Genomic DNA, 25,696 nt, shown 5'->3' with positions numbered 1-25,696 from the left:
GGGAGGAAGATTATTAATGTATCGAATAATGTTAGTAGATGATCATCATATTGTAAGACAAGGTTTAGAATTTTTATTATCAACAGTTGATGACTTAGAAGTTGTAATGGGATTCTCAGATGGTAAAACCTTTTTAACGCATTTAGCAGAGCATCAAGATAATATGCCAGACATAGTATTACTCGATTTAGTTATGCCTGAAATGAATGGTATTGAAATAACTGAAATATTGAAAACCAAGTATCCAGATATCAAAATTCTAGTATTAACGAGTTACATAGATGATGAGCATGTTATTTCAGCCGTTGATAAAGGTGCAGATGGCTATGAAATGAAAGATGTTGAACCTGAACAGTTAATTAATACTATTAAAAGTGTGTTGAATGGCGAAAAAATTATACACCCGCAAGCTCAAAGTGTAATTGAAGCGGTACGTAATAAACCTCATATGACGAACAAATTATCAAAACGAGAAATTGAAGTCTTATCCGAAATGGTTAAAGGTAAGACCAATAAAGATATTGCAGAAACATTATTTGTTTCAGAAAAAACAATAAAAACTCATGTCAGTCATATATTAAATAAGCTACAAGTTTCAGATAGAACACAAGCTGCAATCTACGCCATGGAAAATAAAATAGTGTAAAAATACCATGTTTATTACTATATACATGGTATTTTATTATGAAATTGTATTTTTCCTTTAAATATTATTGTTTTTCTATATAATAAAGAATAATAACAAGGAGGGATGGATATGAAAACAAAAAACTTAAGTATCAAAATTGTTATTGCTTTAATTTTAGGTATTGCTGTAGGTTCAATCTGTAATATGTTTGCACAAGCACAATTTGTAGAAGGCATTGATAAATATGTCTTTAATGTTATTGGACAAATTTTCTTAAATCTTATATTTATGTTAGTTGTGCCAGTAGTATTTGTATCAATTGTGCTAGGGGTAGTGGGTGTTGGAGATCCAAAATTATTAGGGGGTATTGGATTAAAAACACTAGGATTTTTCTTATCAACTACTGCTATTGCAATATGTATTGGTATTGCGCTTGCATTAATATTTAAACCTGGTGATGGTCATTCTGATTTATTAAAAAGTGAAGATGTTTCTAGTTATCAAAAAACATTAGATAAACAAAGTCAAGGCAGTGATAACGCTGCAGAACAAACGTTTGATCAGACACTTATAAATCTATTTCCAAAAAATCCACTTCAGGCAATGTCTGAAGGAAATATGCTACAAATTATCACCTTTGCTATTTTTATAGGTGTAGGTATTATCATGATAGGTTCAAAAGCACAAATAGTGCACAAGTTTTTTGAACAAACTAATGAAGTCTTGATGTATATTATAACGATGATAATGAATCTATTTGCACCAATTGGTACATTTGGTTTGGTAGCTCATGCATTTACAGGGGCAGGGTTCGGTGCTATCAAACAATTGGGGATGTATTTCTTTATTGTTTTACTCGCATTGTTTATTCATTTCTTTGTCGTCTATGGGTCTGCTTTGAAATTATTAGGAAAAACCAACCCATTGGCATTTTATAAAGGCTTTTTACCAGCCATTACATTAGGCTTTAGTGCTTCAAGTTCAACCGCAACTTTACCTGTATCAATGAACTGTTCGAAGAAAATGGGGGTGCGACCAGAAATTGCGTCATTTGTTCAACCTCTAGGTGCAACAATCAACATGGATGGAACTGCAATAATGCAAGGGGTCGCTACAATATTTATTGCGCAAATATCAGGTGTTGATCTATCACTCATGCAATTAATTACAGTCGTAGTCATTGCAGTAGTGGCATCGATTGGTACGGCAGGAGTGCCAGGTGTAGGCTTGATCATGCTTGCCATGGTACTAAATGCAATAGGATTAAATCCTGCAGCCATAGGTATTATTCTTGGTATAGATAGACTACTAGATATGACAAGAACATCTGTAAACATTACTGGTGATGCAACATGTGCACTTATTATTTCAAAAAATGAAGAGAAAAAATTACAACGCAATCAATCTGGGGCTAACGAACCAGTTTAAACATAATAAAAGGCTGGGACAATATTGTCCTAGCCTCTTTGCATATTGGCAGTAGCTGACTGTATTGAAAATGCGCTTCAAACCAAGCTTTTTTCAATGCTAGTCATCCTTGCCGGGGTGGGACGACGAAATCATTTTTTCAAAATCAGATTTCTGTCCCACTCCCTTTAAGTTTATGCAAAAACAATAGTTTTATTACCTGCTGTGACTATTACTTTATGCAATACGTGATATTCTACAGCTTGTGCGAGTACTTGTGATTCTACGTGTCGGCCTGCTTTGCGTAAATCTTGGACATTATAACGATGGTTGATACGTATAACGTCTTGATCGATGATGGGTCCTTCATCTAAATCAGACGTAACATAATGCCCCGTAGCTCCTACAAGTTTGACGCCTCGTTCCCATGCTTGTTTGTATGGGTTTGCTCCAATGAATGAAGGTAAGAACGAGTGGTGAATATTGATGATTTTATGTTCATAATGATTAACGAAATTATCTGATAGTATTTGCATATATTTAGCTAAAACGATAAGTTCAGTGTCATGTTTGGCACAAATATCTAAGATTTTTTGTTCAACTACTGGTTTTTCTTCATTACTTGGTACGTAATAAAAAGGAATATTGAAACTTTCGGCAAAATGGCGATTGTTTTCATGGTTACTAACAACACAAACGATTTCGGCTGGGATTTCTTCACGTTGTACACGTAATAATACTTCGTTAAAAGCATGATCTTCTTTTGAGACAAATAACGCAATTTTCGTTTTGACAGAACTATCAAATAGTTCATATGTAATATTGTGGCTTGCTAATTCCGTTTCTAATGCTGCCTTAACACCATCTACCTTTTCAAACTCAAAACGTAAGTATAAATTACCTTCAGTATCATTTTTATTATCATACTCAGTAAAATGATCTAAATGTAAAATATTAGAATTATATTGAGCTATGGTGCTAGTAATTAAAGAAGTAATACCTACTTTATCCTTACATGTTGCGAGTAACATATATTTATCATGCATTGCTTTCCACTCCTAATTTTTAAAAGTAACTTTGATTATAATGAAAATTCTGACAACTGTAAAATTATATTATCCCAAATATGAAAAATTAATGAACTTTAAAATTAACGATGAATAGTAACTAAAAGTAGGTTATAATATAATGTAGTGATTTTAGTAAAAAAGAGTAAAAAGTTAAAAAATAGAAGCGATTACATATGTAAGATTCCGAATACAAGATTCTGCACAAGTCTGAAATGTACGAGTATGGTTGGAAACCGTTAGATTATTTTGACAATTGTGCCAATAATAAAATATTACGAAAAATGAATTTCACTCTTTTATTTTAGTTAAAATTGTATTAAGATGTAATTTGTGTTTCAAGAAGCGTGTATTATTGCAATTTCTTGTGTCCGGATAAAATATTTCTTTTATGAAAGGTAGATTAAAGTAATGGATAGACAAAGTTTTACAGATTTAATTCAAACAAAGTTCAAAATGGTGCGTATTGAGGCAGGGTATACACAAGATACTATGGCTCAAACAATAGGACTATCAAAGAAAACTTTAGTTCAAATAGAAAAAGAAAGAGTATTACCAAATTGGACAACTTGTGTATCGATTTGTGCATTATTTAGAGATTCAGATGTACTTAACAGTACATTCGGATGTGATCCATTAGAAATGGTACAAACTATTTCAAGAAATCATTGTGCGTATCCAAATCACTCAACTACAAGTGATATATATTGGAATACTGTAGATACTCGTAATGGTTACATATTACAAAGTAATAAAGTAAGCGATATTTACAGAGTGTTAAATCAAGAAACGCAACCAATTTTTGGTACTTCAAAATTAAGAGAAGCAGAAACGTACTTTGGTAGAATTTCAAAAGAAGAATTAATGCATGTATAATAAGTAATTCGAAGTGATAGTAGGATTATTAATATAATATGATATTTAATGATTTAATCACTGTATAGAATAGACCTATATCATTAGGTCTTTTTTATTTGTTCAAAGTATCATATAGATTTAATGATGTAAGTACAATAATTATAAAATACTGGTTTTTCAATATATAATGTTTGTGTGACGAAGTTCAATTTAAAGGAGTGCTACAGCATGCATGCATTGCTAATAATATTATTTATGGTTATTATAGGTGCAATTATAGGTGGAGTTACAAATATCATTGCAGTTAGAATGTTATTTCATCCATTTAAAACGTATTATATCTTTAACAAACGTGTCCCATTCACACCGGGACTGATTCCGAAACGTAGAGGTGAAATTGCTACAAAAATCGGACAAGTTATCGAAGAACACTTATTAACAGAAAGTTTAATAAAAGCAAAGTTAAATACTGCGACATCACAGCAAGCGATACATGATATGATTACAGAACAAATTGGGAAATTAAAACATGACAATGCTACAATACACCAATTTGCTCAGAAATTTGATATTGAAATTGCGACATTAGTTGAAGATAAAACAGATCATTTTATTTCAGATAAACTTCAAGCATACTATGACAATCACTATACAGATTCGATTGAATCAATAGTACCAACTGAAATGACAACACTCGTAGACGCTAAAGTCGAAAATTTACATGAAATGCTTTTTGATAGAGCAAATGCATACTTACGATCGGCAAAAGGTACGCACGACATTGCCTCAATGTTAGATACATTTTTTGCTGAAAAGGGCAAAATTATTGGTTTATTACAAATGTTTATGTCCAAAGAAAGTATCGCAGATCGTATTCAAAGTGAATTAATACGAATGACAAGTCATCCAAAAGCCAAAAGCATTGCTCAAGAAATCATTAAAGATGAATATAGCAATCTAAAACAAAAACCGCTACATGAGGTAGTAAATGAAGAACAATTTGTGACTTTAAAAGGTGCATTTAAAGATTTAGTTATTGGTTATATGCAAATAGATAAAAACGTAAATAAACCATTTAATCAATTAATGCCGAATTTTATTACTTATTTAGAGTCGACATTCACTACTAAATTAACGCATATAATCATTGATAATGTTTCACAAAAGTTATCACCAATTATGAAAAAAATAAACTTACGTGGTCTTGTTGAAGAACAGGTAAATTCATTTGAGTTAGATTATATAGAAAAATTAATTATCGATATTGCTAATAAAGAATTAAAATTAATTATGTCTTTAGGATTTTTATTAGGTGGTATTATAGGCGCATTACAAGGTGTAATTGCTATCTTTGTATAACAAATAAAAGTATGTTATTGTATTATCGATGTGGTTAAAAGACACACATACACAGAAGGAGTGAATAAGTTATGGCAGTAAATTTATACGATCATGCAAACCAACTAGAACAAGCTTTAAGAGAAAGTGATGAGTACCAAGCTATTCAAAACGCTTATGAAAATGTTAAAGCTAATGAAGAATCAAAAAAATTATTTGAAGAATTCCGTGAAACTCAATTAAGTTTCCAACAAAAACAAATGCAAGGTGAAGAAATCGGTGAAGAAGAGCTACAAAAAGCGCAAGAGCAAGCTCAACAAATCGAAAATGATTCTAACATTTCTGAATTAATGGCTGCTGAACAAAAAATGAGCCAAGTATTCCAAGAAATCAATCAAATCATTGTAAAACCTTTAGATGAAATTTATGCTGACTAATCAACTTGATTAATCGGATAGATTATAGCCACAACACAAATATTTGTGTTGTGGCTTTTTGTTTGTCGACTGAAATGAAAAGAGTGTGATAAAATATAAATGTAAAAGTGCGTGTTAATCTCACCATAGGAACATTTCAATGTTACATGAATCATTATCACGTCATCTTTAAAAATACCCTTGTACAAAGGAGATCTATTGGATATGGTTAAATTTATTCATTGTGCTGACTTACATTTAGATAGTCCATTCAAATCTAGAAGTTATTTAAGTCAATCAATATTTGAAGATATGCAAAATAGTGCTTATGAAAGTTTTACAAGAATTGTCGATTTAGCCTTAACTGAAGAAGTAGATTTTTTAATTATTGCAGGTGATTTGTTTGATCAACAAAACAGAACATTGCGTGCTGAAGTATTTCTAAAAGAACAATTTGAGAGATTGAATAAAGAACAAATATTTGTATATATTTGTCATGGTAATCATGATCCACTGTCAAATAAAGTTGGAACTGAATGGCCAGAAAATGTTTCTGTATTTTCAGAGAATGTTGAAACATATCAAACAATAACTAAAAACGGAGAAGAAATTTATTTACATGGTTTTAGTTATCAAAATGATGCCAGTTATGAAAATAAAATAGATGCATACCCATCTAGTCAAGGTCAAAAAGGCATACATATCGGAATCTTGCATGGTACTTATAGTAAATCAAATGCTAAAGACCGTTATACAGAATTTATACTCGAAGATTTAAATAAAAAGCTGTATCATTATTGGGCATTAGGTCATATACATGAGAGACAAACGTTAAGTGAAATGCCACAAATTCAATATCCAGGTAATATTCAAGGTAGACACTTTAAAGAACAAGGAGAAAAAGGTTGTCTATTAGTAGAAGGAGATCACTTAAAATTAACAGCTCAATTTATAGCTACACAACACATTCGTTTCGAACAAGCTCAAATTACTTCAGATAAAACTACTAAACAAGGATTGTTTGAAGAAATTCAAAGCTTTAAAGCAAGTGTTAGAGAACAAGGTAAGGCAATTTATCGACTTGATGTATTAGTTAATTCTGACCAGGCTATATCACAACAAGACAAATTGCAAGTCCAAGAGATGATTAGTGATTATGAAAAAAATGAGCATAATTTTGTGTTTATAGAAGATTTAAATATCGTACCAAATGTAGAAAGTAGACACCCGCTCGTGAATGAATTTTCTCAAGATTTAATAAATGATGATAATCTATTTGAACGAGCGATGAACGATTTATACTTGAATCCCAAAGCATCGAAGTATTTAGATAATTTTTCAGAGTTTGATAGAAGAACATTAATACAACATGCGGAAAACTTGTTAAAAGAAGACATGGGAGGTGAGTAAATTGAAAATAAAATCTTTGGATATTTATGGTTACGGTCAATTCATTGAAAGTAAAATTGAATTCAATGATACTTTTACTGAAATATATGGAGAAAATGAAACGGGTAAATCTACAATACAAGCTTTTATCCATTCTATATTGTTCGGCTTTCCAACTAAAAAAGAAAACGAGCCAAGGCTTGAACCTAGATTGGGAAATCAATACGGTGGAAAGTTAACGTTAATTACGGACGATGGTTCAGAAATCCAAGTTGAACGAGTTAAAGGTAGTGCTACAGGTGATGTTAAAGTATATTTACCTAATGGTGCTATTAAAGACGAAGACTGGTTGAAACAATACTTAAATTATATTACTAAACGTACATATCAAGGCATATTTTCATTTGATGTTTTAGGACTGCAAGATATTCATAAAAATATGAATGAAACTCAGTTACAAGATTATTTGTTACAAGCAGGCGCATTAGGTTCTACCGAATTTACTAGTATGCGTGCGCAATTACATGAACGTAAAGATGAAATTTATAAAAAATCTGGACGGAATCCTACAATTAATCAACAACTGGAACAATTAAATCAGTTAGAAGCTCAAATTCGTGACGAAGAAGCTAAACTAACAACGTACCAAAGATATGTAGATGATAAAGACAAAGCAGAGCGACGTTTAAATAATTTGAAGCAAAATTTGGCACAATTATCGAAAATGCATAACGAAAAACAAAAAGAGCTTGCACTTCATGAACAAACACAAGAATGGAAATCATTGGAAGGTTCACTCAATATTGAACCAGTACATTTTCCAGAACAAGGTATTGATCGTTATGAAACTTCAAAAAGTCAAATCGACACTTTAAAAACAGACATTAGCTTACGTGAAGAGAAATTAGCGCAATTAGAAAATGAAAATAATAGAATTAATGTCGCTGAAAAACAAGATATAGAAGCAATTAATGCGTTGTATCAGCAAGAGAACAAAATAAAACAACAAGAATTTGAACTTAAATCATTAGATAAAGAGATACAAGACAAACAACGTGAAAAAGCTGGTCTGCAAACACATATAGGCTGGCAAGAGATTTATCATGACGTAGACAGTTCGGAAGCTATGAAGAGTCATGTCAATGAACAGATCAAGGTGAAGCAAGAGCAAGCAGCCTATATACAACGATTAGAGCGAGATATAGAAGAAAACAAAATTGATAATGAAACAAACGATGGCGAGCTAGATGCTTTAGAAGCAGATATCGTTCCAGAAGAAACATTTGAAAAGAAAAAGCAACATAGCCGTCAACAATTTGAGTTAAAAGAAAAAAATAATCTTTATCATAAAATGAAAGAAGCATTTGATAACGAGCAAAAAGAAAAAGAACGTAAACAAAATTTATTAAGAATGAGCCTTATCGTTTTATCTATTATTGGTTTGGGATTAACGATTTTTGCTTTTATGTCTGCGAACCTTATTTTCGCTATCGTCTTTGCAATCTTGACAGTGGTCTTTATTGTAGGCGTGTTCTTTGTCAAAACGAAACAAGTTGGTCACAGCGAAACTTTCTCTAAAGAGATAGAAGATTTAGAATCACAAGTTGCTGACTTGGAACAAAATTATGATTTAGATTTTGATTTAGATGAACAATATCGCATTAGAGAACAATGGAATAATGCTCTGAAAACACAAGAAGCTTTAGATAAAAAAGAGCAATATTTGAATAATAGCTATAGTCATGCGCAAAAATTATTTAATAATGCTGAAACTAATATTTCTAATGCAAAGACAGAATTAAATTTATCTGATAAAATATCAGACGAATTAATTATAGATATTATAAGTACTATCAATAAAGCCAAAGAGTTTGATACACATATTAACGAATTAATTCAACAAAGAAATAACTTAAAAGACGATATTGACAACTTTTATAATCATGCACAAGAAGTAACTAAAAATCAGTTTACACAATTTAATGCACTCGCGTTTTTCCATGATGTTAAACAATGGTTAAATGAGGCTAGAAGTAATTTAGAGCAATTCACACGTAATAGTGATCAAATTAAATTAATAAAAAATGAAATCAAACAATTGTCATTAAGATTACAAGAAAATCAAGACGTTGTATCTCAATTGTTTGAGCATGTTAATGTTGAAGATGAAGAATCGTATTATCAACAACATGAACGCTATCAAAAGTATCATCAACAACTAAACAGGTTTAATGATTTATCTAAATATCTAGAAAATCAAAATTATTCCTATGATGATAATTCAAAATTAAGTAGTAAAACGTATGCACAGCTTGCACAAGAAGATTCAGTTCTATCAAAACAAGTCGATGACTATAATGATCAATTTCTTGAACTACAATCTGAAGTTAGTGACTTAAACTCTAAGATTACACATATGGAAACAGATACGACACTGGCAAATCTACGACATCAATATCATATATTGAAAAATCGCTTGAATGATGAAGCGAAAGATTGGGCAAGTTTAAGTTATCTGCAAGCACTTGTTGACGGTCACATACAACAAATTAAAGATAAAAGATTGCCTCAAGTTATTAATGAAGCAACGAGTATCTTTAATCATTTAACAAGTGGGAATTATGTTCAAGTAACTTATGCTAACAATGATTTAATGGTTAAACATAGCAATGGTCAAATGTATTTTCCTGTTGAATTAAGTCAATCAACAAAAGAATTGCTATACATTGCATTACGTTTGAGCTTGATTATGACATTAAAACCGTATTATCCGTTTCCAATTATTATTGATGATGCATTTGTTCATTTTGATAAAAAACGTAAAGAATTGATGTTAAATTATTTAAGAACATTACCACATGATTACCAGATTTTATACTTCACATGTATGAGAGATTCATCTATACCAACAAAACAAATCGTCACTTTAAATAAACCTGAGGAAGGCGGTAAATAATGCGAAATGTTGAGAAACTTAATGCAGGAGATTCAGTAGATCATTTCTTCCTAATTCATAAAGCGACACAAGGTGTTACAGCACAAGGCAAAGACTATATGACTTTATATTTACAAGATAAAAGTGGAGATATAGAAGCTAAGTTATGGACAGTTACTAAAGAAGATATGAAATTATTAGAACCTGAAAAAATTATTCACGTGCTTGGTGATGTTATAAACTACCGTGGACGTAAGCAGATGAAAATTAATAAATTTAGATTAGCAACTCCTGAAGATAATATGAAAACGCAAGATTTTGTAGGTGGAGCACCATTAACACCAGACCAAATCCAAGAAGAAATTTCACACTATATGTTAGAAATTGAAAATGCTAATTTGCAACGTATCACACGTCATTTGATTCGTAAGTATCAAGATGCATTCTTTACGTTTCCAGCAGCTAGTTCGCACCACCATAACTTTGCCAGTGGGTTAAGTTATCACGTTTTGACAATGTTACAAGTTGCCAAATCAATATGTGATATTTATCCGTTGTTAAATCGTAGCTTATTATATAGTTCAATTATTTTACATGATTTAGGAAAAGTTAGAGAGTTAAGTGGACCGGTTGCTACCACATACACGGTCGAAGGAAATTTATTAGGACACATTTCCATCGCAAGTGAAGAAGTATCAGAAGCAGCGAAAGAATTGAATATTGAAGGTGAAGAAATCATGTTGCTTAAACATATGATTTTAGCCCACCATGGAAAAATGGAATTTGGCTCACCTAAGTTACCTCATATTAAAGAAGCTGAAATCTTATTCTTTATTGATAATATTGATGCGAAAATGAATATGTTTGAAAAAGCATATAATAAAACTGAAAAAGGTCAGTTTACAGAACGTATCTTTGGCTTAGATGGCAGACAATTTTATAAACCTACAACGTTAGACTAAATAAAAAAACGACACGTATGATAAAGTTCATACGTGTCGTTTTTATTTCTATTGTCCAGATGACATAGCAGGGCTAGCACCTTGTTGTTGTTGCTGTTGTTGCTGTTGTTGCTTGATTTTCTCGGGATCTAAAATTGAATCTTCAATTGCATTTTTGATATCTCTATCTTTATAGTCTACTTTATATTCTTCAAGTAATGATTTGTATGCATCTGTTAGTAGTTTAGGTTCTTTTTGAACTTTTTGTTGTATAATTTGTGATTTAAGTTTACCTTTTTCATCATCGAAATCAGATTCTTTATCTGCTTTTATGATATGATAACCGTAATCTGTTTTCACAATATCAGATACTTCACCTTCTTTAAGTTTAAATAAGGCTTTTTCAAACTTGTCATCCATTTGTCCTTTAATGACGTAACCTAAGCTACCACCTTTTTTAGCAGAAGCTGTGTCTTTAGATTCTTCTTTAGCAATATCACTAAATTTATCAGGGTTTTTATCTACTTCTTTTTGTATTTTTTCAGCTTTTTCTTTTGCTTTTTTATCTGATAAACCTTCTTTATCGTCTTTATTTTCTTTGACTTTAATTAAAATATGAGAACCTTTTTTAGTATCTTCTTTAATCTCTTTATCAGATATATCAACTTTTTCATTTAATAATTGTTTTTGATAAGTTTGTAATTTTTTTTGCTCTTTGTAATCATCTAAAGTCATACTTTGTTGTTTTAACATGCTTTCAAATTGATCTTTACCACCGTATTGTTTTTGTTCTTTTTCAATTTCTTTGTCAATTTTTTCTGTATCAACTTTATCTTTATATTTATCAGCTAGCAATTTGTTCAATAGAATTTGGAATGAACTATTAGCAATTTGTTCATCACCCATTTTATTCATAACATCTTCTACTTTAACATCTCCAGCTTTTGAAGAAATTAGCGTATCTTCTTTAGAATCTGTAGTATTATTGCCGCATGCGTTTAATAAAAGGGCACTTGCAGTGACTGGTATTAAGACTTTCTTAAATGATTTCATATGTTGGAAACTCCTTTTGTAATAATAACAAGGTAAATATAACATAAACTCAAGATTTGACCAATTATAAACTAATGATATAAGACTATAGTATTAGTTGTTATAGCCTATAGAGTAACTACGCTATACAAAAGACCTATTAGCATATTATCAAATTTTTTCTGTAAATGGTTGTGAAATGATAAAACCTACAATCGATGTTTTTAACAAGATTGTAGGTACTTTTGTCATATATGAATAGCTTTATTCGAGTTAACGTTTATACGCGATTGGATTTTAGTTGTCTGCGTTCAACCCAATTTAAAATATTTATACCTGTTTGGTGTTCTTCGATATGCGTCCCTTCATTAGAAAATACGATGATTTTTAAATAGAGGAAATCCATAATAGAATAACCAATATTGAGTGCTAATAAAAACATCAAATAGTGACCTATGAATGGAAAAAGTATGCAAAGATAAATGCAAATTGACGAAATGATGATAAATGGCATAACCAAATCAATGCAAAAGTATATTTTATTGATAGGTGTATTTACGTAAGTATTATAAAAAGGTACACGCTTTTGGCGTATGAGTTTATATTTTTTAAAAGATTTATAATAAGGGAACAGAAAAATTAAATGTATAGCTTTATGCACTGGATAAAGCAAAATAACGATAACAAGAAATAACAAAAAATATCTATCTGTTAAGGCAGTGTTTGAAAAATAATGCATAATTTCAAAACAAACTAAATAGGAAATAATGGTTGCAACAAAGCTTAAAAAAGCAATTCTTGGCAGACCAAAGCGTGCATTAATATCAATATGACGTGAGCATAAAAACATACACCAATTCTCCTTTAAATGATAAGTGTAATATATCTAAGTATTATCTACCGTATTGAATTAATCGTCAAGATAGTTTTATAAAAAATAGAGACATTACACGCATAACTAACGTCAATGTCTCTATTAAATACTATTAATTTAACTATAGATTATTTATCTTTTTCAAATGTTTTACTTATTTCTTCTCCACGGTTTTGTAGATTTTCTACATGTGATTGGATACGTTCAATATTTGGGTTGATATCTGCTTTAAACGAACCAATCATTTCTTTAACTTCATCACCTATTGAACTACCGAATTCAGTACTTTCTGATTTGATTTGAGCGACATAGTTTGTAATGTCGTTAATATTTTGTTTGATTGAATCTACTTCACGACTTAATTCAGAATCAGCGCCTGTTGGTTTTACTTGATTACCAGTTAATTGGTTTTGTGTTTTATTTTCACGATTCATTAACACGACACCAACACCAGTAGCAACACCTGCACCTAATCCTAATAATACTTGAGCTACTTTCATAAATACTCTCCTCATTTCTAAAATATCTCAATAATTAATATTACACTATTACCCATTTTAAAGAATAATTAAGCATTATTATTCAAATTGTGCAGCGATCTGTTTAGCAATAGTTTCTTTTTGTGCATCGTCAATTATATCTTCATGCGTTTCCCATTTATAACCGAAACCATCAGTATCATTTTCATATCTTGGTAGTAAATGGAAATGTAGATGGAATACAGATTGGTCTGCAAATTCACCATTATTTTGAATTATATTTAAACCATCTGGATTAAATGCTGATTTGATAGCATTTGCTACTTTTGGCAAAGCTGCACCGATATGTTTCATTGTTTCTTCATCGGTTTCGAAAATATTAGCTGATACTTTTTTAGGTACTAATAACGTATGACCTTTAGTTACTTGAGAAATATCTAAAAAGGCATAAACGTAGTCATCTTCATAAACTTTGAAACTTGGGATGTCACCTGCGATGATTTTACTAAAGATTGTTTCAGTCATATAAACTACACTCCTTGTATCATTGTTATGGACTATTATAGCATTCCTTGTTATGATTCGTAATATTTCAACTATATATTTATCACTGAAATTATTTTTTTGATACAATGTATTTTATGGAGGTGCGAAATGACAGTAAAAGTAGAAAATCTAACAGGTGGGTATGGTAAAACACCTGTAATTAACAATATAAATTTTGAATTGAAATCAGGAGAAATAGTAGGGCTGATTGGACTGAATGGCGCAGGGAAAAGTACGACTATTAAGCATATGTTAGGACTACTTAACCCAATGCAAGGTAAGCTTTCTATTTCGAATGTTGATATTAATGAAGATGTTGAAAATTATAGAAAAAAATTGTCTTATATACCAGAATCACCAGTCATATATGACGAACTAACATTACAAGAACATATTTATATGACAGCAATGGCTTATGGTATAGATAGAGAGACTGCTATGGAACGTGCAGAACCATTACTACAAACTTTTCGCCTTAAACAAGAATTAGGTATATTTCCTAGTCACTTCTCTAAAGGGATGAAACAAAAAGTCATGATAATATGCGCTTTTATCGTTAATCCTGAATTATATATTATTGACGAACCTTTTCTTGGTTTAGATCCATTAGGTATACAATCAATGTTAGATTTAATGGTAGAAAAGAAAGAAGAGGGTAGAACAGTATTAATGAGTACCCATATTTTGGCAACTGCAGAGAAATACTGCGACCGTTTTATTATACTAGATAAAGGTGAAATCGTAGCAATAGGTGATTTAGCAAGCTTACAGTCGCAAACTGGAATGACAGATAAAACACTAGACGAAATTTATATCCATGTTACTCAAGGTGGACAACAATCATGAGTCAAAGTGCAAAAGCTTTATTTAATAGAAGAAAGCAAGCAATCACAAAAGAAAAGCAATATTATAATAAATTTATTTTTAACGGTCATTTTTCAGTCTTTTTAGTTATATTATTAGGTGCTTTTATTTTGGGTTATGGTGAATGGTTACAAACGATGCCTAAAAATATTAATTATGCGTTGATTGTCAGTATAATTGTAGCTATTACATCACTGTTTCCAATAAGAACATTGCTGAAAGAAGCAGATAAACTCTTTTTATTACCGTTTGAACAACATATGAGTACTTATATGAAGAAAAGTCTTGTTTATAGTTATATGTTGAGAGTTGGGATGCAAATTGTTATTGTTCTCATATTCTTTCCACTATTTTATGTGCTGAATAATCAGACCTTTAGTTTTTATATTGTATTTGCTATTGTTGCACTCATAAATCCAATGTTAGGTTTGCTGTTAAAATGGCAATGGTACAAGTATAAATTAGAAGGTTGGTCAGTACATACGTTATTGTTTATTCTATACACGGCTATGTATTATGTAACGTTAGAAGTTAAAAATTTATCTGGCCTACCTATCGTAATAATATTAATAGCGTTAATTGTATTGCTGCGTTATTTAAACCAAAAGCAATTGTTTCCGTGGGAACGAATGATTAATGCTGAAGAACAACATCATATGAACTATTATAAATTTGTAAATATGTTTACAGATGTAAAACATATCAAAACAACTGCAGTAAGAAGAAGTTATTTAGATCCTCTTTTACCTACACCTAAGGGGAAACGATTTAATGAAAATAATATGTATTTATATTTATTTATCCGCAGTTTTGTTAGAGGTAAAGATGCATTTAACATTATCTTAAGGTTGATTTTGATAGCAATCGTCTTAATGGTATGGCTTGACCAAATGATAATATCATTAATAATCGGAAGTTTATTTATGTATATTATTATTTTGCAAATGGCACAATTTTATACGCAACAAGCCTATGGTTTGTGGCCACAAGTATGGCCAGTGTCTGATGCTAAAGTGATTAAAGGATACGAACAATTTTTATATCGGTTAATGACTATTGTAGGTGTAATATTATTTATCACTTATACAAGTGTGCAACCATTGTTTTTCTATTACGCTTTAATCTTTTTTGTAGTGGGTGCTATCACAATTAGAAATGTGACAAAAAAACTTAAATATCAAGAAGCTTTATTACGAGATTAAACAAAAAGGCTGGGTCATAATTGATATGACCCAGCCTCAATTTATATTGCCAGTAGATGACTGAAAATGCTCGTTAATCAAGCTTTCAATTCTAGTTTTACAAGCAGGAGTGAAACGATGAAATCATTTTTATTAAAATCAGATTTCTGTCTCACTCCTATTTTAGTGTATTAACATTGCTATTTAATTATCATCAATTGGATATAAAAATCTTTCGAAGTAACTTGAATGTTGCCCGCTTAGTCCAAAGAATTGACTTAATGCAAGCTTATCGAAGTGATTTTTAAAAACAGAAGATGCTTTAAAGTCTTCATAAGCACTACGTGATTCAAAACCAAAGTAAATTTTATAAGTTAAACCTTGATCTGGTTTCAAGAAACGATAAGCTCTAAATCCAGCAAACTGTTTGAAATCTGCCGTAACCCCTTGGAGTGTTTTTTCTAATTGATAGGCATGATCTTCGGATGCAGGTATGAATATGACCGAATAAAAGTAATCTTCTTTTAAATCACCTTCAGATTTTATAATTTCATAAATCAGTGGTTCTTTTAAGACAGTATCATTATCTGTTTCTTCTAGAATTACTGAAGAATCTGATGTCGAAAATTGTAGTAAGTTGTGATTAGGATTATTCAATCGGATTTGATTTAAATAACCAAATGTTCCATAGGATGCATAGATTTTCATATCGTTGGTCCCCCTTAGTTAAATAAACATGTAATAAAAAATTATGCTTTGGTAATATTATAATAGATTTACATTAGAATACAATAGTCAAATGATTAGAAAGCAATAAAGTACACTCTATGGCATTTTTATGACATTTATGCACTTTAAAATACGCAGGGTAGTACAGTATGATAATATAGATGAGAATGATTATAATCTAGGAGGAATCGCAGGTGCTTAATAAAAATAACACAATACTACACATGATAAAAGGTGAACCAGTTGACCATACACCTGTGTGGTTTATGCGACAAGCAGGGCGCTCTCAACCTGAATACAGAAAACTAAAAGAAAAGTACTCATTATTTGAAATCACGCACCAACCTGAATTATGTGCATACGTAACACACTTACCTGTTGATAATTATAATACAGATGCTGCCGTGCTATACAAAGACATTATGACCCCTTTACAACCAATTGGCATTGATGTAGAGGTCAAGTCGGGTATAGGACCTGTAATTCACAATCCAATAAAATCTCTACAAGATGTTGAAAAATTAGGGAAGATAGATCCTAAGCGCGATGTACCATATGTATTAGATACTATTAAATTACTAACTGAAGAGAAATTAAATGTGCCATTAATAGGTTTTACTGGAGCACCATTTACTTTGGCAAGTTATATGATCGAAGGAGGTCCTTCGAAAAATTATAACAATACTAAAGCCATGATGTATTCCGACGAAGAAACGTGGTTTGCATTGATGAATCATTTAGTAGAAATGTCTATTACTTATGTCTCAGCACAAGTAGAAGCAGGGGCTGAATTAATCCAAGTATTTGATTCATGGGGCGGAGCATTAAATGAAGAAGATTATGCTTATTATATTAAGCCTGCCATGGATAAACTCATTACAGGAATTAAACAACAATACGATGTCCCTGTAATTTTATTTGGTGTAGGTGCAAGTCATTTAATCAAACAATGGGATAGTTTACCAATTGATGTTTTAGGATTAGATTGGCGTTGCTCTATTCAACAAGCTCAAGATTTGCATATCACCAAGACATTACAAGGGAATTTAGATCCTTCATTATTATTAGCTCCGTGGGATGTCATAGAACGAAAATTAAAACCAATTTTAGATCAAGGTATGGCACATGGTAAACATATATTTAATTTAGGGCACGGCGTTTTCCCAGAAGTACAACCACAAACATTGGAGAAAATAACAACATTTGTACACAATTACACTAAGCGATAAGGGTTTGAATTTGCATTGATTATTAAAATGCGCAGAAATGATTGATAAAAAGGATGATAACACAATGAAAAAAACAGTAGGACTATTAGTTATGGCATATGGTACACCATATAGCGAAAGCGATATAGAAGCTTATTATACAGATATTAGACATGGTAAACGTCCATCAGAAGAAGAACTACAAGATTTAAAAGATAGATATGAATTTATAGGAGGCTTATCACCTTTAGCAAGTACGACACAAAATCAAGCTGAAGCACTGTGTAGTACCTTAAATGATGCATATAGTGATGTAAAATTTAAATTATATATAGGTTTAAAACATATTCATCCATTTATTGAAGATGCAGTTGAAGACATGAACAAAGATGGTATTACAGAAGCAATAACTGTAGTGTTAGCACCACACTTTTCAAATTTCTCCGTGGGGTCATATAATAAAAGAGCTAAATTAGCAGCAGATGATTATGGAATCTCATTGACACACGTTTCACATTATTACCATCAACCAAAATTCATTCAATATTGGACTGAAAAAATTAATGAAACATTAGCAACAATTTCACCGGAAGAACATGATGATACTGTATTGGTTGTATCTGCACATAGTTTGCCAAAAGGTATGATAGAACAAAGTAATGACCCATATCCAGATGAACTGCATGATACAGCAGAATTATTAAAAGAAAAGTCTAATATTATACACGTTGCAGAAGGTTGGCAATCAGAAGGTAACACAGGAACACCATGGTTAGGACCTGATGTGCAAGATTTAACTAGAAAACTTGCACAAGAACATGGATATAAAAACTTCATTTATACACCAGTTGGTTTTGTTTGTGAGCATTTAGAAGTGTTATACGATAATGATTACGAATGTAAGGTAGTTTGTGATGAAGTTGGAGCAAAATATTATCGTCCAGAAATGCCTAATACTGATCCATTATTTATAAATGCGATTGTTGACGAAATAAGAAATCTTTATTAAAGGTAGTGTGATCCAAATTGGCTAAAAATATTGCAATTATTGGTGCTGGCATTACAGGACTGTCGAGTGCATATTTTATAAAAAAGCAACAACCCGATGTCAATGTCACAATTTACGAAGCGACTAATCGACCGGGAGGAAAAATTCAAACATATCGCCGGGATGGTTATACGATTGAACTAGGTCCAGAATCCTATTTAGGTCGTAAAACAATTATGACAGAAGTAGCTGAAGATATTGGTCTAGCAGATGATTTGATAACAAATCAAACCGGTCAATCATATATCTATGCTAAAAATAAACTGTATCCAATTCCCGGTGGCTCAATCATGGGAATTCCAACTGATATCAAGCCATTTTTAAAAACAAAACTAATTTCACCTAAAGGTAAATTACGAGCGGGACTAGATTTATTTAAAAAGACTATGCCAATTGAAAATGATATTTCAGTAGGCGCATTTTTCAGATATAGGTTAGGGAATGAAGTATTAGAGAATTTAATTGAACCGTTAATGGGTGGCATCTATGGTACAAATATAGATGATTTAAGTCTTTTAAGTACCTTTCCTCAATTTAAAGAACGAGAAGCCCAGTTTGGTAGTTTAATTAAAGGCATGCGCTATGAGAAAGAACAACGTCAAAAACAGAACAAATTATATCCTGGTGCGCCTAAAGGCCAATTCAAACAATTTCAACATGGTTTGAGTTCATTTATAGAAGCTTTAGAAACTCATCTACGTCAAGCAGGCGTTAACTTTAAATACAATACACCAGTAAAAGATATTGAAGTATCTCAACAAAGCTATCATTTACACCTAGATAATGAAGTGCAAGAATATGATGGACTTATTGTAGCAACAGCGCACGAAGCATTTATGAAATGTTTTGACCATGACCCTGGATTTGATTATTTTAAAACGATGCAATCAACGACAGTAGCAACGGTTGTCCTCGCTTTTGATGAAGCGGATATTGAAAATACTTATGAAGGTACTGGTTTTGTTATCGCTAGAACAAGTAACACAAATATTACTGCTTGTACTTGGACTAGTAAAAAATGGCCATTTACGACACCTCAAGGAAAAGTATTATTACGTGCTTATGTAGGGAAACCAGGGGATAATGTTGTTAATGAACATTCAGACGAAGAGATAGTGAATATTGTGCGTAAAGATTTAAGTAATATGATGACTATAAAAGGTGATCCTGAGTTTAGCATTGTTAATAGATTACCGCATAGTATGCCACAATATCATGTCGGTCATATCGGACAAATTAAGACCATACAAGAACATATACGTGCTACGTATCCAAAACTAGCTATCACGGGTGCACCTTTTGAAGCTGTCGGTCTTCCAGATTGTGTAATGCAAGCCCAAAAAGCAGTAGATGACATTTTATCAGAACTATAAATCATTTTTAAAACCTTAACTGAACAATTTAAAGGTGAAATGAAGATTTTTAAGAGAATATTTAACGAGCTGATTTTAACTGGAACATTATTAATGTTCCAGTTTTATATTTATAGAAGTAGCTAAACTTGAATAATAAGTATAATATTAATATATTTATATTGTATGTATAATCGGTTTCAATTTTAGATTAGGAGGTAAAATCATGACGGATATAATAATAGTACATTCTAAACATGGTGATTCAAGTAATCATTGGTATGAATGGTTAGAAAACAATTTGATATTAGAAGGATACGACGTTACATTGTTTAATATTGCTATAGAAAGTAATGACAATTTAGCACAGTGGATAGAAGAGATGAAACGACAAATATCAGTTAAGAAAGAAGATACATATTTTGTGACACATGGTTTTGGAACGTTAGCAGCATTAAAATATATTGAATTAGCTGACATGCCAGTAGTGGAAGGGTTATTCTCCATAGCTGGTTTTAAAGATGATGCACAAGCTATATCAGAAGATTTGAATATCCAAGATCTTACTTTAAATTATGACATTATTAAAGGTAAAGTATGTGAGTTCTATGGTTTATGTGCAAAAAACGATCAACAAGTCTCGTATAAAGAAACTCAGCGTCTTATTGAAACGTTAGATGGGACATGTAAAGTTACTGAAAGTGGTGGCCACTTTACAGAAGAAGATGGCTTTTCTACGTTTATTAAGTTACAAAGTAAAATGCAAGCAGTGATGAGTAGTTAACTTTATAAAAATTCAATAACTTAACGCTAGAGTAAAAAGCTACTTATTCTAGCGTTTTACAACTTAAAATTATAAAGCTACATGCACGTATTTTACAAAGTTATAATAAATAACAAAATTATTACATAAATTACACACTAAAAATAGAAAATTATCGTTATAATCCTTTTTTACACCAATTTCTTTTGAAAGGTTATTGACTATATAAGCAAAACTTAATATACTAATTAAGTACTTAAGAAAACCACATATAACTTTTAATTTTGACATATAAATTTTAAATTCATGTTAATTAAATGTTAAAAACAATTAATTAATTGTTGACACAAAGTTAAAGAAATGTTATATTAGATAAGTAAGCCAATAAAAGCCAATTAATATTATTACCGCGGGATGGAGCAGTTCGGTAGCTCGTCGGGCTCATAACCCGAAGGTCGGTGGTTCAAATCCGCCTCCCGCAATTACATAATGGTCTCGTAGTGTAGCGGTTAACACGCCTGCCTGTCACGCAGGAGATCGCGGGTTCGATTCCCGTCGAGACCGCCATTATGGTTCAGTAGCTCAGTTGGTAGAGCAATGGATTGAAGCTCCATGTGTCGGCAGTTCGATTCTGTCCTGAACCATTACTTTTAATGTTGGCGGTTGTGGCGAAGTGGTTAACGCATCGGATTGTGGTTCCGACATTCGTGGGTTCGATTCCCATCAACCGCCCCATAATCGTTAAACGCGGGTGTAGTTTAATGGCCAAACCTCAGCCTTCCAAGCTGATGTTGTGGGTTCGATTCCCATCACCCGCTCCATATTAATTATTGATCCACAGTAGCTCAGTGGTAGAGCTATCGGCTGTTAACCGATCGGTCGTAGGTTCGAGTCCTACCTGTGGAGCCATTGGCCCCGTGGTCAAGCGGTTAAGACACCGCCCTTTCACGGCGGTAACACGGGTTCGAGTCCCGTCGGGGTCATACAAACAGAAGTGAAATATCGCTTCTGTTTTTTTATACTTATATTTGGAGAGTTGTCCGAGCTGGCCGAAGGAGCACGCCTGGAAAGTGTGTAGGCGCCACAAGCGTCTCGAGGGTTCGAATCCCTCACTCTCCGTTATTTCGATATTCCTCGTTATTCTTCATTGGTTAAGATGTTGATATAACGGGGTTTTGTTATATCTCGATATTCTTCGCTATGCACCGTAATAAAATGTTTACGCCAACGTTACGCCAATATAACACTCAAAAATGTACATTTACGCCAACGACGTTGGCATTGCTTCTAATGCAGTCATAGCCTTGTCTTTCTCGATTTCTGCAGTTTCATCTAATAGGTGGGAGTACACGTCCATTGTCGTTTTTATATTTCGATGGCCTAGTCGTTTTGAAATATAATAAATTGATACGCCATTATGGAGTAGGTAAGAGCAGTGGGTGTGTCTGATAGAGTGCAATGTGTATTTACCTAATTGATTTTCTAAACAGTATTTTTGTAAAACTTTAGTCACTGCATTATTCGTAATTAATGATGTACCAGTATTAAATATTTGCCCACTCATATTCGTTGGCATATGTGATAGGGCAGATTCAATATATTTCATATCCATTTTAGGTACGTCAATTGTTCTATCAGATGTTTCTGTCTTTGTACCGGGTAGGTGGATAGTATTTTTTAAAAAGTTTAAATCTGATTTGTTCAATGCTTGTACTTCTCCAAATCTTGCACCAGTTATGATTAATATATAGATGAACAAGTATGATTGCTTGTATGTGCCTTTTACATAGTTTTTTAATCCCTTATAATGTTTTATACTCATAAACTTATCATCTTCTCGTTGTGTTGGCTTAGTGCCTTTTACAACAGCCTTATAAGTAGGGTCTTTTAGCATTAACCCTTCCTGAATTGCATCTTCAACTGACGCTTTAATACAATTGTGTATTTTCCGTACTGATTCTGTTGCATGATTTTCTCCATACCATTTAATAAACTTACGGTATAAAGTAGTGTTGAAATTATCCATACGTATATCTGTAATATTTTCTATTTCAAGAAATGTTTTAAATTGATTAATAGCATTTACGAATGTTTGATAGGCACGATCAGTAATAACTCCTTTTTTATTCACATCTATCCATTGATTATAATAATCGATAAATGAACTCTTGTTATTTATAATGATACCTTGCATCAAATGATTTTTAGCTTGTGTTTCTGCTTCTGTAGCCTCACGTTTCGTCTTATATCCCTGCTTACGGTAACGTTTACCATCGTGGCCAAAGTAATAACCCCATTTACCATTGGCATATTTTTGAACTGTCATAATGTACTCCTCCTAAAAAAGATAAAAATATATAGGGCAGAGGTGACTGCCCTTGTAATTATTCTCCCATTCTTGCGTCTGCTTCTTCTTCCGTTTCGACTACGTCTTGATATTCTGGTTTCGCTTCTTCTTTAGCTAATTCATCGGGGGGTAATTCAATTTGCCCAACCGGAACATCGCTATGAGCATCACCGTTTGGTATACCAGTGTATCCATTTTCTTTTGCTACTTTTGCATTTGCTTCTGCTTTCTCTTGGTCAGTAGGTTCTTGTTGAACAGGTTGTTGTTCTTGTGATTGAATTGGTTCTTGTGTAGATTGTGGTTGTTCAACATTTTGTGGTTGTTGTTCGGTATTTGCTTGTTGTGATTCGTCAGTGTTAGTAGCGTCCTTTTTATCTGAATCTTCTTTTTTATCGTCATTCGATTTCTTGCTTTCATTTTCCTTCTTATCTTCTTTTGATGCTGACTTTGTTTCTTTTTTATCTTCTGATTTACTTTCTTCCTTATTCCCACATGCAGCTAAAACTAAGAAACTTGCTAACAATAAATATAAGACCTTTTTCATTCTGCATCTCTCCTTATAATAAAATTAATATATATTAAACAACCTACATTTGCATACACGTATAAAACGTGTGAGCGCAGATTGGCTATTCCCAATTATGGTGCTCGAATACTTGCAACGGCTCAAATTTTATTACGTAACCTTTATAATAAACATCTAAACCATATTTCATTTTGTAATGTTCAATAGCATCTAACACATAGCTTTTTGACACTTCGAAGAATAGGGCGACTTCATATAAGTTACATGCTCCAGAGTGAAAGGCATCAATAATTCCTTGTAGTGGTATCAATTTTTCATACGCGTATCTTCTAGCTTTTAATTCAAATTTTCTATTAATTAGCTTAGTTTGATCGCGTATATCTCCATAAGTTATTTGTAAGTGAGCAATTTCTTCTGCTAGAGTTTCTAACTTATGTACTCGATTTAAACTATTCTTTATAAAAATCATATCATCTAAGGTAACACCACTTAATTTAGTGGGTAGATGGCATGTTTCAGTAATGCATAAGTTATCGTTTGCCATCATTATATTTTCATATCTGCTCAAACAAACAACCCCTTATTTTTTACGCTTAGATTTAATATATTCAGCGTACTCAATTACTTCTTGCCATTCTTCATCAGTTAATTCTCCCTCAAGATGTGCTGCTATTGTATCGAAAGAATTTTTCTTTTCTTCTAAACCTAGCAAATATTCAGGCGTAACTTTAAGAACTCTAGCGAAATCATCTGCTCTATTTAATGGAAATTCTCTTGATTTATTTAAATATCTTGAAACAGTTGATTTAGCCATATCTGTTCTACGTGCTAATTCGCTTGTTGATAAGTTGTGCTTGTCCATTAAATTCGATATTAAAGAAATGATTTCGTCGTTGTTTCTCATTGTAATTACCACCTTCTTTTATTGTTTCCTTTTTGGAACATCTTAAATATATCATACGTTCCCAATAAGCACAAGTGATATTTAAAAAAATTGCATATAATAGGAAGATTCTAGGTAATTTTACTTTTTTAAAAGAAATTTGTACTTTGTCGTTGACATATGGGAACGTAAATGCAATAATAGTAATTGTTCCCGATAGGAAACAGATTGAGGTGAGAAAATGATTAATTTAGAGAGATTAAAACAATCTAGAATTGACAACAATCTTAGCCAAGAGGACATGGTAAAAAAATTAAATTGGAAATCTAGATCACAATATTCTAAAAGAGAGAATGGTCAGGTATCTATTGGTGCTGATGAATTAATAGCCATTGCAAAAATTTTAGGATATGACAAAAAAGAAGTCGGATATTTTTTTGACTAGAACGTTCCCGAAATGAAACGGAGGTGGAAACAATGACTACTAAAACATGGTGGAACATGGAAGATTTAATGAACGAATCGAATGAAAGTCGCAAATGGATTATGAACAATTTAATCAAAAATGAAAATGTATGGTCTGAAATCAAAGACTTCTCGTATTTACCAAAACATAACAATGATGAATACAGATTCGTTGGCCCATACATGCAGCAATACTTGATTGATAATTTTAAAAATTTAAAGGAGGGATAACATGAAACACTTTTTAGCATGGTCGACAGCTGTTTTATCTACAGCGATTTTCGCAATGGTCACATCTGATTTTCATTACAGCGTTGTGTTCAGCATTTTAAGTTTCATCGCAAGCTACTCATTCTGGAACAACTGGTTAGAAGCAATAAAAAAGACCGCTAGCAATGGCAGTTGCTAACAGTCAAACGT

General features: G+C 31.9%; 27 protein-coding genes and 8 tRNA genes. 25 read left to right on the top strand and 10 right to left on the bottom strand.

The features are described 5' to 3' along the window. Positions 1-16: 16 nt before the first annotated feature. Together JVU85_RS13085 and JVU85_RS13080 are read left to right on the top strand one after the other, a co-directional pair. Positions 17-646 carry a response regulator gene (locus JVU85_RS13085; RefSeq protein WP_002509214.1) on the top strand — a complete coding sequence of 210 codons (630 nt, stop codon included), beginning with the start codon at positions 17-19 and terminating at the stop codon, positions 644-646. Positions 647-757: 111 nt separating this feature from the next. Beyond that, positions 758-2,056: a dicarboxylate/amino acid:cation symporter gene (locus JVU85_RS13080; protein WP_002509213.1), complete on the top strand. Its 1,299-nt coding sequence runs from the start codon at positions 758-760 to the stop codon at positions 2,054-2,056. Between the two features lie 173 nt (positions 2,057-2,229). On the opposite strand, the gene purU is transcribed toward JVU85_RS13080, so the two are convergent. Further along, positions 2,230-3,081: a formyltetrahydrofolate deformylase gene (purU, locus tag JVU85_RS13075; protein WP_002509212.1), complete on the bottom strand. Its 852-nt coding sequence runs from the start codon at positions 3,079-3,081 to the stop codon at positions 2,230-2,232. A gap of 432 nt (positions 3,082-3,513) precedes the next feature. On the opposite strand from purU, the gene xdrA reads away from it, so the two are divergent. The 6 genes from xdrA to yhaM all read left to right on the top strand — a co-directional run bounded on the left by xdrA (position 3,514) and on the right by yhaM (position 11,000). After that, positions 3,514-3,978, top strand: coding sequence for an XRE family transcriptional regulator XdrA (xdrA, locus tag JVU85_RS13070; protein WP_002509211.1), 465 nt, complete (start codon positions 3,514-3,516; stop codon positions 3,976-3,978). A 210-nt stretch (positions 3,979-4,188) separates the two neighbouring features. Further along, on the top strand, positions 4,189-5,319 hold the full coding sequence (locus JVU85_RS13065) for a DUF445 domain-containing protein (RefSeq protein ID WP_002509210.1): 1,131 nt from the start codon (positions 4,189-4,191) through the stop codon (positions 5,317-5,319). A 71-nt stretch (positions 5,320-5,390) separates the two neighbouring features. Continuing rightward, a complete protein-coding gene (locus tag JVU85_RS13060) occupies positions 5,391-5,735 on the top strand; it encodes a YlbF/YmcA family competence regulator (RefSeq protein WP_002509209.1) in 345 nt (114 codons plus the stop codon). A 204-nt stretch (positions 5,736-5,939) separates the two neighbouring features. Continuing rightward, positions 5,940-7,124: a metallophosphoesterase family protein gene (locus JVU85_RS13055; RefSeq protein WP_002509208.1), complete on the top strand. Its 1,185-nt coding sequence runs from the start codon at positions 5,940-5,942 to the stop codon at positions 7,122-7,124. Position 7,125: 1 nt separating this feature from the next. Continuing rightward, entirely contained in the window at positions 7,126-10,059 is a 2,934-nt protein-coding gene (locus JVU85_RS13050) for an ATP-binding protein (RefSeq protein WP_107377113.1), read from the top strand. Continuing rightward, a complete protein-coding gene (yhaM, locus tag JVU85_RS13045) occupies positions 10,059-11,000 on the top strand; it encodes a 3'-5' exoribonuclease YhaM (protein ID WP_142019554.1) in 942 nt (313 codons plus the stop codon). The genes JVU85_RS13050 and yhaM overlap by 1 nt, the downstream gene beginning before the upstream one ends. 48 nt (positions 11,001-11,048) lie before the next feature. Here the strand turns inward: yhaM and prsA are convergent, their stop codons facing one another. From prsA to JVU85_RS13025, 4 genes are all read right to left on the bottom strand, one after another. After that, on the bottom strand, positions 11,049-12,032 hold the full coding sequence (gene prsA, locus JVU85_RS13040; RefSeq protein WP_021459062.1) for a peptidylprolyl isomerase PrsA: 984 nt from the start codon (positions 12,030-12,032) through the stop codon (positions 11,049-11,051). Between the two features lie 259 nt (positions 12,033-12,291). After that, on the bottom strand, positions 12,292-12,861 hold the full coding sequence (locus JVU85_RS13035; protein ID WP_002510552.1) for a DUF3267 domain-containing protein: 570 nt from the start codon (positions 12,859-12,861) through the stop codon (positions 12,292-12,294). 152 nt (positions 12,862-13,013) lie between these two features. After that, positions 13,014-13,385 carry a YtxH domain-containing protein gene (locus tag JVU85_RS13030; RefSeq protein WP_002510551.1) on the bottom strand — a complete coding sequence of 124 codons (372 nt, stop codon included), beginning with the start codon at positions 13,383-13,385 and terminating at the stop codon, positions 13,014-13,016. A 78-nt stretch (positions 13,386-13,463) separates the two neighbouring features. Next, positions 13,464-13,889 (bottom strand): HIT family protein, encoded by a 426-nt coding sequence (locus JVU85_RS13025; RefSeq protein WP_002510550.1) that lies wholly within the window; start codon positions 13,887-13,889, stop codon positions 13,464-13,466. Between the two features lie 129 nt (positions 13,890-14,018). On the opposite strand from JVU85_RS13025, the gene ecsA reads away from it, so the two are divergent. Then, complete coding sequence (gene ecsA, locus JVU85_RS13020; RefSeq protein WP_002510549.1) at positions 14,019-14,756, top strand: ABC transporter ATP-binding protein EcsA; 738 nt, start codon at positions 14,019-14,021, stop codon at positions 14,754-14,756. Then, a complete protein-coding gene (gene ecsB, locus JVU85_RS13015; protein WP_002510548.1) occupies positions 14,753-15,976 on the top strand; it encodes an ABC transporter permease EcsB in 1,224 nt (407 codons plus the stop codon). Before ecsA ends, ecsB begins: the two co-directional genes overlap by 4 nt. A gap of 183 nt (positions 15,977-16,159) precedes the next feature. Here ecsB and JVU85_RS13010 read toward each other — a convergent pair whose 3' ends face one another. After that, positions 16,160-16,663, bottom strand: a complete 504-nt coding sequence (locus JVU85_RS13010; protein WP_142019555.1) for an antibiotic biosynthesis monooxygenase — start codon at positions 16,661-16,663, stop codon at positions 16,160-16,162. A gap of 215 nt (positions 16,664-16,878) precedes the next feature. Between JVU85_RS13010 and hemE the strand changes: the two genes are divergently transcribed. The 12 genes from hemE (at position 16,879) to JVU85_RS12950 (ending at position 22,174) form a co-directional block, all read left to right on the top strand. After that, a complete protein-coding gene (gene hemE / locus JVU85_RS13005) occupies positions 16,879-17,913 on the top strand; it encodes a uroporphyrinogen decarboxylase (RefSeq protein WP_204172756.1) in 1,035 nt (344 codons plus the stop codon). Between the two features lie 64 nt (positions 17,914-17,977). Beyond that, entirely contained in the window at positions 17,978-18,901 is a 924-nt protein-coding gene (gene hemH, locus JVU85_RS13000) for a ferrochelatase (RefSeq protein WP_142019556.1), read from the top strand. A 17-nt stretch (positions 18,902-18,918) separates the two neighbouring features. Beyond that, positions 18,919-20,313 (top strand): protoporphyrinogen oxidase, encoded by a 1,395-nt coding sequence (gene hemY, locus JVU85_RS12995; RefSeq protein ID WP_142019557.1) that lies wholly within the window; start codon positions 18,919-18,921, stop codon positions 20,311-20,313. Between the two features lie 205 nt (positions 20,314-20,518). Beyond that, positions 20,519-21,076: an RBBP9/YdeN family alpha/beta hydrolase gene (locus JVU85_RS12990; protein ID WP_142019558.1), complete on the top strand. Its 558-nt coding sequence runs from the start codon at positions 20,519-20,521 to the stop codon at positions 21,074-21,076. A gap of 387 nt (positions 21,077-21,463) precedes the next feature. After that, positions 21,464-21,537 (top strand) — tRNA-Met (locus tag JVU85_RS12985). Positions 21,538-21,546: 9 nt separating this feature from the next. Then, positions 21,547-21,622, top strand: a tRNA-Asp gene (locus JVU85_RS12980). A 4-nt stretch (positions 21,623-21,626) separates the two neighbouring features. Beyond that, positions 21,627-21,699: transfer RNA gene (locus tag JVU85_RS12975), tRNA-Phe, on the top strand. 15 nt (positions 21,700-21,714) lie between these two features. After that, a tRNA-His gene (locus JVU85_RS12970) sits at positions 21,715-21,790 on the top strand. 12 nt (positions 21,791-21,802) lie between these two features. Then, a tRNA-Gly gene (locus tag JVU85_RS12965) sits at positions 21,803-21,876 on the top strand. A gap of 13 nt (positions 21,877-21,889) precedes the next feature. Continuing rightward, positions 21,890-21,964, top strand: a tRNA-Asn gene (locus tag JVU85_RS12960). 2 nt (positions 21,965-21,966) lie between these two features. Continuing rightward, a tRNA-Glu gene (locus JVU85_RS12955) sits at positions 21,967-22,038 on the top strand. Between the two features lie 47 nt (positions 22,039-22,085). Beyond that, positions 22,086-22,174, top strand: a tRNA-Ser gene (locus JVU85_RS12950). A 142-nt stretch (positions 22,175-22,316) separates the two neighbouring features. Here JVU85_RS12950 and JVU85_RS12945 read toward each other — a convergent pair. From JVU85_RS12945 to JVU85_RS12930, 4 genes are all read right to left on the bottom strand, one after another. Next, positions 22,317-23,381 carry a tyrosine-type recombinase/integrase gene (locus JVU85_RS12945; protein WP_204172754.1) on the bottom strand — a complete coding sequence of 355 codons (1,065 nt, stop codon included), beginning with the start codon at positions 23,379-23,381 and terminating at the stop codon, positions 22,317-22,319. 58 nt (positions 23,382-23,439) lie between these two features. Further along, on the bottom strand, positions 23,440-23,946 hold the full coding sequence (locus JVU85_RS12940; RefSeq protein WP_239441226.1) for a hypothetical protein: 507 nt from the start codon (positions 23,944-23,946) through the stop codon (positions 23,440-23,442). 85 nt (positions 23,947-24,031) lie between these two features. Further along, positions 24,032-24,496 carry an ImmA/IrrE family metallo-endopeptidase gene (locus JVU85_RS12935; protein ID WP_204172751.1) on the bottom strand — a complete coding sequence of 155 codons (465 nt, stop codon included), beginning with the start codon at positions 24,494-24,496 and terminating at the stop codon, positions 24,032-24,034. A 12-nt stretch (positions 24,497-24,508) separates the two neighbouring features. Next, positions 24,509-24,832, bottom strand: a complete 324-nt coding sequence (locus tag JVU85_RS12930) for a helix-turn-helix domain-containing protein (RefSeq protein WP_165621478.1) — start codon at positions 24,830-24,832, stop codon at positions 24,509-24,511. 220 nt (positions 24,833-25,052) lie between these two features. Between JVU85_RS12930 and JVU85_RS12925 the strand changes: the two genes are divergently transcribed. From JVU85_RS12925 to JVU85_RS12915, 3 genes are read left to right on the top strand one after another with little or no spacing between them, the layout of a single operon-like run. Further along, positions 25,053-25,256: a helix-turn-helix domain-containing protein gene (locus JVU85_RS12925; protein ID WP_239441225.1), complete on the top strand. Its 204-nt coding sequence runs from the start codon at positions 25,053-25,055 to the stop codon at positions 25,254-25,256. Between the two features lie 32 nt (positions 25,257-25,288). Next, a complete protein-coding gene (locus JVU85_RS12920; protein WP_204172741.1) occupies positions 25,289-25,507 on the top strand; it encodes a DUF771 domain-containing protein in 219 nt (72 codons plus the stop codon). Between the two features lies 1 nt (position 25,508). Further along, on the top strand, positions 25,509-25,685 hold the full coding sequence (locus JVU85_RS12915) for a hypothetical protein (RefSeq protein ID WP_185284918.1): 177 nt from the start codon (positions 25,509-25,511) through the stop codon (positions 25,683-25,685). The last annotated feature ends 11 nt before the right edge of the window (positions 25,686-25,696 follow it).

This window comes from Staphylococcus sp. GDY8P72P (assembly GCF_016890655.1).
GTDB classification, from domain to species: Bacteria; Bacillota; Bacilli; order Staphylococcales; family Staphylococcaceae; genus Staphylococcus; species Staphylococcus arlettae.
The sequence above is the reverse complement of the archived record's forward strand: the minus strand, read 5'-3'. Positions and strand labels throughout refer to the sequence as shown.

Coding starts and splice junctions, on each gene's coding strand:
- JVU85_RS13085 (WP_002509214.1), top strand. CDS start 17: ATGTATCGAATAATGTTAGTAGATGATCATCATATTGTAAGACAAGGT.
- JVU85_RS13080 (WP_002509213.1), top strand. CDS start 758: ATGAAAACAAAAAACTTAAGTATCAAAATTGTTATTGCTTTAATTTTA.
- purU (WP_002509212.1), bottom strand. CDS start 3,081: ATGCATGATAAATATATGTTACTCGCAACATGTAAGGATAAAGTAGGT.
- xdrA (WP_002509211.1), top strand. CDS start 3,514: ATGGATAGACAAAGTTTTACAGATTTAATTCAAACAAAGTTCAAAATG.
- JVU85_RS13065 (WP_002509210.1), top strand. CDS start 4,189: ATGCATGCATTGCTAATAATATTATTTATGGTTATTATAGGTGCAATT.
- JVU85_RS13060 (WP_002509209.1), top strand. CDS start 5,391: ATGGCAGTAAATTTATACGATCATGCAAACCAACTAGAACAAGCTTTA.
- JVU85_RS13055 (WP_002509208.1), top strand. CDS start 5,940: ATGGTTAAATTTATTCATTGTGCTGACTTACATTTAGATAGTCCATTC.
- yhaM (WP_142019554.1), top strand. CDS start 10,059: ATGCGAAATGTTGAGAAACTTAATGCAGGAGATTCAGTAGATCATTTC.
- prsA (WP_021459062.1), bottom strand. CDS start 12,032: ATGAAATCATTTAAGAAAGTCTTAATACCAGTCACTGCAAGTGCCCTT.
- JVU85_RS13035 (WP_002510552.1), bottom strand. CDS start 12,861: ATGTTTTTATGCTCACGTCATATTGATATTAATGCACGCTTTGGTCTG.
- JVU85_RS13030 (WP_002510551.1), bottom strand. CDS start 13,385: ATGAAAGTAGCTCAAGTATTATTAGGATTAGGTGCAGGTGTTGCTACT.
- JVU85_RS13025 (WP_002510550.1), bottom strand. CDS start 13,889: ATGACTGAAACAATCTTTAGTAAAATCATCGCAGGTGACATCCCAAGT.
- ecsA (WP_002510549.1), top strand. CDS start 14,019: ATGACAGTAAAAGTAGAAAATCTAACAGGTGGGTATGGTAAAACACCT.
- ecsB (WP_002510548.1), top strand. CDS start 14,753: ATGAGTCAAAGTGCAAAAGCTTTATTTAATAGAAGAAAGCAAGCAATC.
- JVU85_RS13010 (WP_142019555.1), bottom strand. CDS start 16,663: ATGAAAATCTATGCATCCTATGGAACATTTGGTTATTTAAATCAAATC.
- hemH (WP_142019556.1), top strand. CDS start 17,978: ATGAAAAAAACAGTAGGACTATTAGTTATGGCATATGGTACACCATAT.
- JVU85_RS12990 (WP_142019558.1), top strand. CDS start 20,519: ATGACGGATATAATAATAGTACATTCTAAACATGGTGATTCAAGTAAT.
- JVU85_RS12945 (WP_204172754.1), bottom strand. CDS start 23,381: ATGACAGTTCAAAAATATGCCAATGGTAAATGGGGTTATTACTTTGGC.
- JVU85_RS12940 (WP_239441226.1), bottom strand. CDS start 23,946: ATGAAAAAGGTCTTATATTTATTGTTAGCAAGTTTCTTAGTTTTAGCT.
- JVU85_RS12930 (WP_165621478.1), bottom strand. CDS start 24,832: ATGAGAAACAACGACGAAATCATTTCTTTAATATCGAATTTAATGGAC.
- JVU85_RS12925 (WP_239441225.1), top strand. CDS start 25,053: ATGATTAATTTAGAGAGATTAAAACAATCTAGAATTGACAACAATCTT.
- JVU85_RS12920 (WP_204172741.1), top strand. CDS start 25,289: ATGACTACTAAAACATGGTGGAACATGGAAGATTTAATGAACGAATCG.
- JVU85_RS12915 (WP_185284918.1), top strand. CDS start 25,509: ATGAAACACTTTTTAGCATGGTCGACAGCTGTTTTATCTACAGCGATT.